The organism is Finegoldia sp. P3-F-LR (genome assembly GCF_052932165.1).
Genome location: NZ_JBRFJE010000003.1, coordinates 125,759 through 139,383 on the forward strand (window position 1 = coordinate 125,759; position 13,625 = coordinate 139,383).

General features: G+C 32.6%; 11 protein-coding genes. 3 read left to right on the forward strand and 8 right to left on the reverse strand.

Annotation, left to right across the window (positions count from 1 at the left end; genetic code table 11):
• Window positions 1–230: 230 nt before the first annotated feature.
• The gene (locus tag ACU68U_RS02465; RefSeq protein ID WP_446762664.1) at window positions 231–1,457 is read right to left on the reverse strand and encodes a glycosyltransferase family 4 protein; all 1,227 of its coding nucleotides are present in this window, start codon (window positions 1,455–1,457) and stop codon (window positions 231–233) included.
• A 112-nt stretch (window positions 1,458–1,569) separates the two neighbouring features.
• Between ACU68U_RS02465 and ACU68U_RS02470 the strand changes: the two genes are divergently transcribed.
• Entirely contained in the window at window positions 1,570–3,006 is a 1,437-nt protein-coding gene (locus ACU68U_RS02470) for an MATE family efflux transporter (RefSeq protein ID WP_446762665.1), read from the forward strand.
• A gap of 44 nt (window positions 3,007–3,050) precedes the next feature.
• On the opposite strand, the gene ACU68U_RS02475 is transcribed toward ACU68U_RS02470, so the two are convergent.
• The 6 genes from ACU68U_RS02475 to ACU68U_RS02500 all read right to left on the reverse strand — a co-directional run bounded on the left by ACU68U_RS02475 (window position 3,051) and on the right by ACU68U_RS02500 (window position 10,389).
• Window positions 3,051–3,320: a hypothetical protein gene (locus tag ACU68U_RS02475; RefSeq protein ID WP_446762666.1), complete on the reverse strand. Its 270-nt coding sequence runs from the start codon at window positions 3,318–3,320 to the stop codon at window positions 3,051–3,053.
• Window positions 3,321–3,330: 10 nt separating this feature from the next.
• Window positions 3,331–4,620, reverse strand: coding sequence for a metallopeptidase TldD-related protein (locus ACU68U_RS02480; protein ID WP_446762667.1), 1,290 nt, complete (start codon window positions 4,618–4,620; stop codon window positions 3,331–3,333).
• Entirely contained in the window at window positions 4,620–6,044 is a 1,425-nt protein-coding gene (locus ACU68U_RS02485) for a TldD/PmbA family protein (protein ID WP_446762668.1), read from the reverse strand. The genes ACU68U_RS02480 and ACU68U_RS02485 overlap by 1 nt, the downstream gene beginning before the upstream one ends.
• 123 nt (window positions 6,045–6,167) lie before the next feature.
• On the reverse strand, window positions 6,168–7,010 hold the full coding sequence (pdxS, locus tag ACU68U_RS02490; protein ID WP_002840912.1) for a pyridoxal 5'-phosphate synthase lyase subunit PdxS: 843 nt from the start codon (window positions 7,008–7,010) through the stop codon (window positions 6,168–6,170).
• 83 nt (window positions 7,011–7,093) lie between these two features.
• A complete protein-coding gene (locus tag ACU68U_RS02495; protein WP_094202986.1) occupies window positions 7,094–8,737 on the reverse strand; it encodes an ABC transporter ATP-binding protein in 1,644 nt (547 codons plus the stop codon).
• Window positions 8,737–10,389: an ABC transporter ATP-binding protein gene (locus ACU68U_RS02500; RefSeq protein WP_446762669.1), complete on the reverse strand. Its 1,653-nt coding sequence runs from the start codon at window positions 10,387–10,389 to the stop codon at window positions 8,737–8,739. The genes ACU68U_RS02495 and ACU68U_RS02500 overlap by 1 nt, the downstream gene beginning before the upstream one ends.
• A gap of 205 nt (window positions 10,390–10,594) precedes the next feature.
• On the opposite strand from ACU68U_RS02500, the gene pdxR reads away from it, so the two are divergent.
• Together pdxR and ACU68U_RS02510 are read left to right on the forward strand one after the other, a co-directional pair.
• Window positions 10,595–11,974: a MocR-like pyridoxine biosynthesis transcription factor PdxR gene (gene pdxR, locus ACU68U_RS02505; RefSeq protein WP_440275529.1), complete on the forward strand. Its 1,380-nt coding sequence runs from the start codon at window positions 10,595–10,597 to the stop codon at window positions 11,972–11,974.
• Between the two features lie 58 nt (window positions 11,975–12,032).
• Entirely contained in the window at window positions 12,033–13,472 is a 1,440-nt protein-coding gene (locus ACU68U_RS02510) for an aminoacyl-histidine dipeptidase (protein ID WP_446762670.1), read from the forward strand.
• 65 nt (window positions 13,473–13,537) lie between these two features.
• On the opposite strand, the gene ACU68U_RS02515 is transcribed toward ACU68U_RS02510, so the two are convergent.
• The gene (locus ACU68U_RS02515; RefSeq protein WP_414731760.1) at window positions 13,538–13,618 is read right to left on the reverse strand and encodes an IS3 family transposase; all 81 of its coding nucleotides are present in this window, start codon (window positions 13,616–13,618) and stop codon (window positions 13,538–13,540) included.
• Window positions 13,619–13,625: the final 7 nt, after the last annotated feature.

The window sequence follows — 13,625 nt, forward strand, 5'->3', positions numbered from 1 at the left end:
ATAATGATATTCTTTATCATCTAACGAACTTTTTTTATTTTACTATAATCTCAATTTCTTTTCAATGATATTTGTTATCAAATTAATTTTAAAAAAAGTTTCGTGCTTATCAATATCTTCAAACACATAATATTGAGCTAGCTAAAATTTTATACGTTACTTTTAGCAATCTTATATACACAAAAACAGCTCTTAATAAATTAAAAGCTGCATTCAGTAAATTTTATATTCTATTGTAAATTTGCAATCTCCATTAACTCATTCTCGATTTCAAGCATTATATGATCCCAAGAATGTTTTAATACTAATTCGTGAATTTTTTCTGGTATTGGTTCTTTGTTTTGTACTCTGATTATTTGTTTTTCAATTCCTTTTGCTAATCTATCGACGAATGGTTCGATTTCTGAATCATAAGGTTCATCGATTGATTTGAGTCGTGGCATTTCGACAAATTCGATGGCTGTACTGTTGTTTATTTCGTCGCCTAATGTTTCTATGAGTCCTTCTATTTCTGTGACTACGACTCTCATTCCACAACCCAATGCTTCGATTGCGATAAGTCCCAATCCTTCATAATAGCTTGGCAGAATGTAGATGTCTGATTCTCTCATTTTGTTAGAGAGTTTTTTCTGACAAGATGTGTTGTGCAAATCGAAGTGAAGTGAGTTTCCTGTGTTATCCCACAACTCAACTTTTGTTTCTGTATCTACATCTCCAACTAATGTAAGTTCCAAATTATCGTATTTTTCTTCTAGTTTTTTGAAGGCTTTGCAAAGTTCGTAAACTCCTTTTGCGTGTGATAATTTACCTGCAAACAATAATTTGATTCTGTCGTTTTGTGGATCTTCTTTTCTTCTGTAGAATATGTCGCTGTTATAGCCTCCACCCGTTACAACGATTTTTTCTTTGTCGATTCCAAATATATCGGAGATTGGTTCTACGTCTTTTTTGCTTAGTGCTAGCACTTTTTGTGCGCGGTTTAGATTATCCACACAAGTCATAAACAATTCTGGGTTGAGATTTGTCTGTCTGATATCTGTTCCATGATTTAGTAATAAAACAGGAGTTTCATCGAAAATATCTAACACGAGACTGCTTAGCATCCAACAATGATGAGATACGACTACGTCTGGTTGAAATTCTTGTTTTGCTTTTTTCAATTGTTTTGTGAATTCATTTGTCCAATCTTCAATCATATCGTGTGTCATATCGCTGTATTTTGTGGAGTCGTATGGCATTTCATCGCTCATTCCAACTATTGGGAATTTCAACTTTTCGCTTTTAAATTCCACTGGATATTTTTTGATTGTTTCATCCAAATTTAATTGAATATCATCTTGTATTCCAAATATAGCAGCATTTTCATGATTTTGTTGCATAAATTGAATTACATTTGTAAAATAAACGCCGCTTCCTGTTTGTTTCGGAAGTTGTGCGATTACGTGTAATATTTTCATGTTATCATCCTTTTTATTATTATTCTTACTTCTATATTATCATAATAAGATTTTAATTGCTTCAGTTATTTATTGAATTTTTTTATAAATCATTGATTATGTTTGTTTTTTAATGTATAATAACTTGTATTATTTTGATAAGGAGGCGATTATTATAGAAACTTTAAACGAACAACGATCAAATCTTCTCGGCAATGAATCTATTCCGAAATTAATCTGGAAGTTTTCAGTTCCAGCGACTGTAGGAATGTTGGTTCAAGCTTTGTATAATGTTGTAGATAGAATTTTCCTAGGTGCCGGTGTAAATCAAATGTCAATTGGTGGCGTTTATTTGATGTTCCCGATTTTTTTATTTTTGATGGCATTCGGAATGTTGATTGGTGTGGGTGGAAATTCACTTTCTTCAATTAAATTCGGTGAAGGCAAGAAAACAGAATCGGAAATCATACTAGGTACTTCGATGGTTCTATCTATTATTTTCGGGGTTTTGATATCAGCGATTTTTCTTTTAAATTTAAAATGGTTTTTGAAAATTTTCGGCGCAAGTGACACTTTGATGCCTTACGCTTATGAATATGGAAAAATTATTTTGTATGGTGCACCTTTTCAAATGGTTGGTTTTGCAATGAACAACTTCATCCGTGGCGAAGGAAATCCTAGAGTTGCGATGGTTACGATGTTCATCGGAGCAATTTCCAATATTATTTTGGATTATGTGTTCATTTTCCCTATGAAAATGGGAGTGCAAGGCGCTGCTTGGGCGACTATTATCGGTCAAATTTTGTCTTGTATTTGGGTTGTGAGATATTTTCTTTCAGATCGAGCACTTTTGAGACTTAAAAAGGAAACATTCAAGCTTGATTTGCATTATTGTAAGCAAATTTTTGCACTGGGCTCTGCTCCATTCGCAATGCAACTTGTAGCTAGTGGTATTAATATTATTTTCAACAATTTCCTTAAAATTTACGGTGGCGACTTGGCGACATCATCAATGAGTGTTATCTACAGCGTATCACAAATTGCATTCATGCCGATTTTTGGTATCAATCAAGGTATCCAACCAATTTTAGGATTTAATTTCGGAGCGCACAAATACAGACGTGTTCAACATACTTTGAGAATTGCTATTGTAGCCGGAACTATATACATGGTTTTGAACTGGGCATTCACTATGCTTAGGCCAGATTTGTTGGTGAAGATTTTTATTTCAAGACCAGAAGATTATGCAGTCATCAAGGACATCGCAATTCCTGGACTTAGAATTTACAATTCGATGATTTTCATGCTTGGATATTCCATAATTGGATCGTCATTATTCCAAGCTATCGGCAAGCCAAAAATTGGTTTCATATTGACAATGACAAGACAACTTATTTATTTGTTGCCGTTGTTGTTGATTTTCCCAAAACTTTTCGGACTTACAGGCGTGTGGTCAGCGATGCCAGTGTCGGATGTTTTGTCCACATTAACTACGACTTATTTCTTGGTTAAATCAGGATTTTTGGTTAAAACAATTCACAACGACGACGAATTTGTTCTCGGAATTTAAAAAAGGTTTGAATATTGGATTTCCAATGTTCAAACCTTTATTTTTTAGAATATAAATACCGAAACTAGAATAGACATTACAGCCGTTATCATTATCATAGGTAGTTTATAATCAGAAGATGTTTTCTTGAATGATCCTTTGTTGAAAATCGCAAACGTAGCCGATGCTACTACAAAAATTGTAGCTGCTATTTTCAGAAATCCTACAGCATCAAACTCATTTGTCCTGAAAAATCTGTAGATTGTTATCAACAAAATATATCCAATACAATACGCATATAATTCCAACACGCCAAATCTATCTTTTTGTTTCAATTTTACCTCCTTATTTCCCTGCAATAGTCACATTATCAAACGCAATAACTGCTGGTGCTAAGCTGTTTTTGCGAGATTTCAATTCTTTTGAGAAAATCATAGAATCTTGAACTTCTTTTACATTTAATGAAATTGAACCACCTGTTATGAATGATTCCACACCATCTTTTACAAGTCGTGCAAGTCTGAATTCTCCACCGAAATCTCCTGTGGCGCTATCCATCAAAAATGATGAGAACGCCAACACTTCAATGTAGTCTTGTGATTTCAATTCTTCGACAGAAATATTTCCACCACTCACTTCGAAAACTGGTGATTGTCCCATGTTTTTTACGTTCAAATAATAACTATACTTTGCATTAGTAACCAAGTTTTCAACGACTCCATTTTTGTACAAATCATACTCTACAAGTTTTTTACCTTCTGAATCGACAGATCTTTTGTTGATTGATGTTTCCAATGTTGGATTGATTTTCATGTTGAAGTTTACTTTTGGATTATCTCCGAAAAATCTCTCGCCTAATTTTGCAGAGCTGATTTGTTGATAAATCATGGCATCTCTTGCTTGGTCGTAATAGTAATACAAGAATTCTTCGACAGCTTCGTTTGATAAAATCACTCTCATATTTTCCATTTTTTCATTTCTAACGGCGCTGGATCTTTTTTCAGTTTCCAAAAGTTGTTTGTCGACGATTTCTTCGATTTTTAAGTAATCGATACTTGTCAAATCATATCCGTTGAATATTTCAACAGGTTCATCACCAATATTACAATCAGTTACGATTTCAAATGTAAACTTGTTAGATGGATATTCTACATCCACGCCCTTTGATGTAACAACATGCTTGTGGTTTTCGTAGGCGAAAATCTCACAAGAATTCACCTTTGATTGGTAGCCATAATCTTTGTAGATAACATCGTGAACTTTTTTGAAATTATCTGTCAAATCTTCGCACACTTTGATGTCTTTTAATGTAGCGTAGTCTTCTTCTTTTTCTGGAAGTTCGTAGTATTTGTTCTTGACAAATTTCGCTGCGAAAGCAGTTCTGTCAATTTTTTCTTTGATTTCATCGTCACTGTCACTTAAGTTCAACACAACTGTGCTGTCACCTTTGAATTTGTCGCCATTTTCTTCAAAATCCACGAACACTCTTACAGATGTTTCATTAGTCACGCAACTTCTGTTCATGTCTACTTTGTCTTTTATCAAAAATACTTCGTTGGATTTGGACACAGTGTTGACAACTATCCAGTCGGTAATTTTTTCGTTTTGTTTTAATATATTTATTAATCTTTCCATTAACTTAAAATCCCCTTTGCCTTAATGTATGATCCACCAGTCGATGTCTTAACCCATTCTTTCCAGCCTTTTCCACAATATCCTCCACCAGAAAGTACAAGTCCATTGGAAACTTGTGTGATTGATTGCAATAAATCTGGAACATATCCTGTCAAATAAACCGGGCTTACGATTTTGCCAGTTAATTTGCCATCTATGATTTCACGGCCTTTCATTGCAACGCATTGAATTCCCCAGTTTTTTGGATCTTCCATTCCAGATGAGAAACCTTCCAACAAATATCCTTTGTCAACTGATTTAATCATATCTTCAACGGAATCTTCGCCTTCTTCAAAGAAAGTATTAGTCATACGAGTGTAAGCTTTTCTCTTGAAAGATTCTCTCTTGCCATTTCCTGTGGATTCTTGACCCAACAAAATCGCAGACAATTCGTCGCACATTCCGTGACGCAAAATACCCTTGTCGATAATCACAGTATCTCTTCCCAAGTTTCCTTCGTCATCGAATAGATAGCTTGACACCTCATCGAAAGCTGTCGCACCGTCGTGCATGATTATCTTGTCACTTGCAACTCTCTTGTCTTGGTATTCTTTTCCTTTTGCACGTTCTTTTACATACATATCCATTTCGGCTCCGTGACCGAATGCTTCGTGAGCGATTAATCCTGTAAAATCAGGATCGCAAATTATGTCGTATTCTCCAGGAACAACTCTGTCTGCTGTAAGTAATTCTTCAGTTCTTCTACAAGCATCTTCTGCTGCTTTTTCGAATTCAGAAATCAATTCACTTCCACACAATCCAGAACTAGAAATGAAATCTATTTTAGTATTTTTTCCATCAGTTGCTGCTGCCATTGCAAATCCTGTTGAATAAGCGTAAGATTGGTACAAATCTTTATTTTTAGATAAGAAAATTTTATTAACTTGCGTAATATTCAATCTCAAAGAAAGTTGAACGATTTTTTCGTATTTCGCTTTAACTTCGTCGTGAATTTTTTGCAAAGTAGTGATTATTTTTTCTGGATTATCTTGTTCTGGTAAGTTTTCAACTTCAGTGATTCTTTCTATTGTAATTTCGTCATCATTTGGAAGTCTGTCGTAAGTTACTCTGTCCAAGCCTTCGACGATTTTTTTACGATCTTCAAGTGCGATTTTACGGACATTTTCGCAAACTTCATCTACATTTACTTCGTTAAATGAATACTCACTAAATCCCAAATCAGTGTACACTCTGATTACAAATCCTCTTTGGTAATCAGGAGATGGATTTAATGAAATTGCAGATGTCGTCACAGAATAACTTGCCCCATCAACATCGCAACCCAAAATAGAAACGTATTTGAAATCAGTTTCCAAATTTTTTATAATTTCTTGTAATTTAGATTTATTATCTAATAAAAATTTTGATGTAGTTAGTTTTTTCATGTTCTACCCCTTTCATTAATAATTATATTAAATACTTCTAGCTATTACAATGAATTATAAGAAAATGATATCACAAAAAATGGCTACCAATTTTCAGGTAGCCTTTGTTTAGTTTATTTTGTTTTATCTATTAGCCATGATGACTTTTATCTCATCTGGATTAATTCCCACCATTGCTTCTCCCAAATCTTTGCTCACTTCAAGCAATACATCTGGATTGTTGTAATTTTCCACAGCTTTTACGATAGCCTTGGCACGTTTTTCAGGATTTCCACTTTTGAAAATTCCACTACCAACAAACACACCTTCAGCTCCCAATTGTCTCATCAACGCCGCATCAGCAGGAGTTGCAACTCCACCTGCAGAAAAATTAAGTACAGGTAATTTTCCATTTTCGTGAACGTATTTCAATAATTCAAAGCAAACTCCCATTTCTTTTGCTTTGTCGTATAATTCATCTTCCTTCAAAGACTTCACCAATGAAATTTCGCCCATGATTTGTCTCATATGTGTAACAGCTTGGACAACATCTCCAGTTCCAGCTTCACCTTTTGTTCTAATCATCTTAGCGCCTTCTTTGATTCTTCGTAAAGCTTCCGATAAATTTCTCGCTCCACAAACAAAAGGAGTGTTAAATTTCGATTTGTCGATATGATACTTGTCATCTGCCGGAGACAAAACTTCTGATTCGTCAATGTAATCAATTCCCAAAGATTCCAAAATTTGTGCTTCAACAAAATGGCCAATTCTAACTTTTGCCATTACAGGAATTTTGACAGCTTTCATAATTTCTTCAATCATTTTAGGATCGCTCATTCTGCTAACTCCTCCTGCAGCTCTAATATCTGCAGGAACTCTTTCAAGTGCCATTACGCTTACTGCTCCTGCTGCTTCTGCAATCCTCGCTTGTTCAGCATTGATTACATCCATTATTACTCCGCCCTTTAATTTTTCATTTATATCCATTAAAATCACCTCGCCTTTATAATACATGCAAATTGCATCTAATTATAGTAGCAAAATAAAATAATTTTATGGGTACAGATGTGTTACTTAAAATAAGTTAAATCTTCATATTTTCCTTGTTCAACAATTTTCCCTCCAACAAGGACAAATACTTCATCATATTTTTTTAAAATCTTTTCGTCCAATTTATGAGTTATAACAAGTGCTGTTTGCTTCAACGAAAGAATAGTATTTTCTATTAATCTTGAGTTTTTAAAATCTAGTGCTGAAGTGGCTTCATCTAGAATTATCATATCGCAATCTCTTATCAAACATCTAGCAATGCTGATTCTTTGCTTTTCACCACCTGAAAAATCCCTCATATTTTCTCCGTAAATAGTATTAAGTTTATTAGGCAACGAATCTATTAATTTGGATAATTCTGACTTTTGTATTGCATATTCAACTCTATCATCAGAAAATTCATTATATAAACAAATATTTTCTTTTATCGTATCATTGAACATAAAGACTTCTTGATTAACTGGAACTATACTTGAGTATAGAGATTTTCTATTGATATCTTTAAGTTCGTCTTTTCCTATTTTTATACTTCCTTTGTAATCTTCTAATCTTCCAAGTAAAATCTTAGCTAACGTAGACTTTCCGCTTCCGCTCTCTCCAATTATTGCATATTTCTTACCTTTTTCTAAGTCAAAGCTTATATCACTTAATACTAAGTTATCTCCATAATAGTATTCTAAGTTATTTACTGAAATTGTGTCATTATAGTCAAACTTAGCTTTTCTCGTATCTTTATTCGTTTCATTAATCATTTTTAATTTAGAAGACACTTGATCTTCCATACTTTTCATAACACTATACATTTCAGGAATCACAGATAGTGGTTGTTGAACGAAGTTAGATAGTTGTACCACCATCATGAATTGTCCAACACTTATAACTTTAAATATTACAAATAAAAATGCAGCTAATTTACTTGCTACATACACAATCGAACTTATAGAAACTGAAATACTTGAATAAAATGATCTATCTTTGTCAGCAGCATATCGTGCATTTTCATTTTTTATATTCAGATTCTTAAAAATATTCAAAATTCTATTTTCAATCTTAAAAGATTTTATTAAATCATATCCATCTACTATTTCCTTTGACTTTGAAATGAATTGTTCATTAGTTTTAATATATTCTCCTCTAGATTTTTGCGTTTTAGTAGATGAAAGCTTAGAATATATCAATGGAATCCACCCTACCAAGAACACTATCAGTAAAACAGCTTTTTGATTCATAAATATCGCAAACGCAGCTCCAATGAACATTATAATCATTCTAACAATAGTCAAAAAAGGTTTAACGTACATCTCAGAAATTTGTTCAGATAAATCAGTTACTACATTTAAAATACTTGAAGTGTTCATTTCGTTATCTTTAGTTAAGTATGAACTCATCATATTTAACTTAAAATCTTCCATAGCTTTAATGCTCAATCTCTCTGTTTGAACTTCAATTAAATATGTTGATAATATCTTGAACAACAATGAAAGAATGATTATAGCCGCTACTTCCTTCACACTATAAGCTGTACTTCCAGTAGCCAAATCAAATATAACCTTAAATGCAAATGCAAATGACAATTCTGCTAGAATTTCTATGATAGCTGTTATAATGAATACTATAAATTGTCCTAAATTTTGTTTAATTAATAAATCTCTAATGTTTTTCATTATGATAACACCTCATTAAAATAACTTATGTCTGAATAATCTCCACTTTGTGTAATTCTTCCATCTTCTAACAAAAATATTTTGTCGTATTTTTTCAGAATGCTCTCGTCAATTCTATGTGTTATCACTAAAACCGTTTGATTTAAAGATAATAAAGTATTCTCAATAGCTCTCGCTGTTTTGATATCCAATGATGAAGTTGCTTCATCCATAATAACAAATGATGAATTTTTAATAAGTGCCCTGGATATACTAACTCTTTGCTTTTCTCCACCCGAAAGTGATGTGCCATATTCTCCTAGAACTGTATTCTCTTTTTCTTCTAGATCCTCTATAACACGATCTAATTTTGATTTTTCGATAGATCTTTCAAAATCCGACTGACTGTAATCATTGTATAAACAAACATTATTTTTTAATGTATCATTAAATAAAAACACATTTTGACTCACCAATGAAATATTGCTATAAAAATCATCTTCATCTATGCATTTTAATTCTGTATCATCAAACTTCACAGATCCATTTTCATAATCAAGTCTTCTCAATAAAATATTTGCTAATGTACTCTTACCACTTCCGCTTTCTCCTACAACAGCATATTTTTTACCCTTTTCAAGATCAAGTGAAATACCTTTTAAAACCTCATTATCTCCATATTTAAACGATAAATTTTTGATAGATATTTGATTGTCTAATTTGAATTTTTCATGCTCTTTTGAATTAGTATTCTTTTTAGCAATCATTTTATCTATTCTCTTCATTTCCATTTCAACAGACTTTATACTAATAACATTAGCTGGAATTGTTGTAACAGGATCAACAATATAATTAGATAATTGAATAATTGCCCCTATTTCCCCTGCTGTTATCAGACCTTTGCTTGACAAATATGTAGCTGTTACAAGTGCAGATACAATCCCCAACATTGATATAAAAATTGAAAATGCCATGTGAAAAACATTGAATCTGTTGGCAAGAAATAATTTTTTTTGATTTGTTTTATTTAGCTTTTCAAATAGATTTATAATTTTATCCTCAATTCCAAACGATTTTATTGTTTCAAAACCATCTGTAATTTCTTTTGATTTAGCTATGAATTGTTCATTTTCTCCTATGGAATCCATCCTTAATTTTTGATTTTTCTTATTAAAAATCTGCGGAATTATAAGTGGTAATACAGAACAAACAACAATAATCAAGAAAATTATTTTGTTTATGTACAATAAATAGATACTTGCTCCTATAAATAAAATTGCGTACCTAATATTTTTCAAAAAAGGCATTACAAACATATCTTTTAACTTGGTAGTTGTCTGATTAACAGTATTCAAAAAATCAGACGATAACATTTCTCCTTCATTCAAAACATAACTATCAATTATAGATTTTCTGTAATCTATCATAAAACTTTTTGCAAAGTTATATGACGATTTGTTGACAAGGTACGTTCCAAAAGGTTTGGTCACGGAAATAATAATAATTGCCACAACTATAACCCATATATTAAAATTCGTTTTCCCAACTGCTGCATTTATTAGCTCCTTTGATATATAAGCAAAAGCCAAGTTACAAATCAAACTTACAATAGAAGCTAAGACAACAAGTACAAATTCTTTTTTGTACGTTTTTATAAGCTTAAATTCATACATTTAAATAAATCTCCCTTCATTATTAAATTTCAAATATTTTTATAATATTTGCTCTGAAATTATTATACCACTCAAAAAAAAAAGATAAATGTTTTCAAATTTTAATTTTTATTATAATAAATATGGTTGTATTCTCGTCTTGAACATTGCAATTTGAGTAATTATTTCTTTTTCTTGTGTTATACTTAATCCAACGGAGGATTTTATGTTCATAAATTTAAACGACAAAGATTATTTGTATAATCAAATTTACGATTCTATAAAAGAAAAGATTAACACGAAACAATTGAAGACTAATGACAAGCTTCCTTCTATTAGGAAATTATCAAATGAGCTGAATATTTCGATAAATACTGTATCCAATGCCTATTATCAATTGGAAAAGGAAGGCTACATTCGCTCCAGTGAGAGAAGTGGGTTTTTTGTGGAAAAATCTGGTCATATTTTGCAAAGCGATACAAGCTTTGATGATGAGGATATGATTGTTGCAGAAAAGAATTCTTACCTGTATGATTTTTCATTTTCAGGTGTGGATAAATCTTGTTTTAAATACAAGCAGATCAGAAAAGCTTTCAGGGATTCAATTAATGAAGATGATGATGCTATTTTGGGTAAGGTCGATGGTTTGGGATTATTTTCTTTAAGGTGTTCTATTTCAAATTATTTGAAGGATTTCAGAGAAATTATCGTGAATCCCAACCAAATTGTCGTGAGTTCCGGCAGCAACGAGTTGTTGATTTTGATTAAAAATCTTCTCAACAATCCCGTTTTTGGTTTCGAAAATCCTGGATATGCATATCACGGAATTGGTTTTTACAATAATTTCAACAGTACGCCGATTGATGTGAATGAAGATGGAATTGATATAGATTTTCTGAAACAAACAGATGCGAATGTTGTAAGCGTGACTCCTTCTCATCAGTTTCCTACTTCTGCGATTATGCCAATTAATAAAAGGATCGATCTGTTGAATTGGGCTTACGAAAAAAATACTCGCTACATAATCGAGGATGACTACGATGCAGAATTCAAATACAAGCTTCGTCCTATCGCTCCACTGAAGACTTTGGATGTGAATGATAAGGTGATTTACATTGGGAATTTTTCACGTACTGTAACTCCAGCGATGCGTGTGAGTTTTATGGTTTTGCCTAAAAATTTGATGAATAAATTTTATTCTGTATTAAAATCTGAGAGGTGTCCTGTGTCGATTTTCGTTCAATCTGCGTTGTCCAAGTTTATCGACAGCGGAGATTTTGAAAAACAGGTCAATCAGATGAAGAAGGTGTACGCAAAAAAATACGAGATTATTTTTTCAAAAATAAACGGCTGCAAATTCATTGATTTTGAGAAAACTGATTGTGGAACTTCTGTCGTAATCAAGGTCGATAAGAGGATTGATAGTGATGTTTTTTTGAAAACTTTGAGGGAAAAATCAGTGTATGTGATTCCTATCGATGATTTTTATTTGGATAAAAATATGAACACTAATGTGTTTTTGATTGGGTTTGCGAAGATGAGCTACGATGATATCTCTAATGGTATGGATATTATCGTAAATGTTGTAAATAATCTTGTCAATTAGATTACAAAATAATGTAAAAGAGTTATAATAAAGTAAGAAGATATATAGGAGGTTACTCATGCAAAAATATGAAGATTTAGAACCAAAGAAAGTGTTTCATTGGTTCAAACAATTAAACGATATTCCTCGTGGTTCAGGAAACGAAAAGGCTGTTTCAGATTTTTTGGTTAGCTTCGCAAAGGAAAGAGAATTGGAAGTGTACCAAGATTCTCTTAACAATGTTATTATCAAAAAAGAAGCTACAGAAGGTTACGAAAATTCAGAACCTGTTATTTTGCAAGGACACATGGATATGGTTTGCGAAAAGACTGATGATTCAAATCACGATTTCTTGACAGATCCTATTTCAATGCACGTTAAAGATGGATATGTTTATGCAGATAACACAACTTTAGGAGCAGATGACGGAATCGCTGTTGCTTTTTGCTTAGCTATTTTGGATTCTGATGATGTGGCTCATCCAAAATTGGAAGTTCTTGTAACAATTGATGAAGAACGTGGAATGGACGGAGCAAACGGTGTGACTGCTGAACATTTGAGCGGAACTCGTTTGTTAAATATCGACACTGAAACTGAAGGAGACTTCATTGTAAGCTGTTCTGGTGGAGCAAATGCTATCACTACTTTCAAGAGTGAAAAATCAGAAGGTTTGTCAAAGGCTATTGAAATCTCTCTTTCTGGTTTGAATGGTGGTCACTCTGGACTTGAAATCCAAAAACAAAACAAAAACGCCATCAAAGTTATGGCAAGACTTTTGAACAAAGTTGCTTTGGAAATGGATTTTAGATTGCAAGAAATCTCCGGTGGTTCAAAACACAACGCCATCGCTAAGAATGCTCACGCTATTATCACTGTTGATGATTTGGATAAAGCGATGAATATATTAAACGAAATTGGTGAATATGTTCGTCACGAAGGTAGAAAAACTGACCCTAACTTGGTTTTGGATATTAAAGAAACAGAAAAAACAGAATTTTCTTATTCAAAAGAAACTTCCCAATCAATCGTTAAATTCTTGTATTTGTTAATCAACGATGTTATCTCAACTTCACAAGACATCGAAGGTTTGGTTCAAACAAGTTCTAACGTTGGTATTGTTGAAGCAGACGACGAAAAAATCAAGGTTACTTGTTGTGTAAGAAGTTCTGTGGAAAGCGAACTTCACAATATGTTCGACAAGATCAAATCATTAGCTTATTTGACTCACGGAACTACTGTTATCGAAAAAGAATACCCAGCTTGGGAATTCAACACTGATGGAGAATTGGCAAAAGTTGCCCCAGCATTGTACGAAGAAATGACTGGCAAGAAAGCTAATGTAACTGCAATTCACGCAGGTTTGGAATGTGGTTTGTTAAAAGGCGTACTTCCTGATTGCGATATGATTAGTTTCGGTCCAGATATCATTGGTGCTCACACTCCATTAGAACATTTGGGAATTGAATCTACTCAAAGAATGTACGATTACACATTAAAATTATTAGAAAAATTAAAATAACAAAAAATTAAGGAAAGTTCTTTTTATGACCTGAACCCGTAAACACGGAATAATTTAATAATATTTTAAGCGGAATGTAATCTGTACATAACAGGGGACATTCCGTTTAATTTTGTTTTAATTCTATCTTCATTGTACCATCTAATATATTTT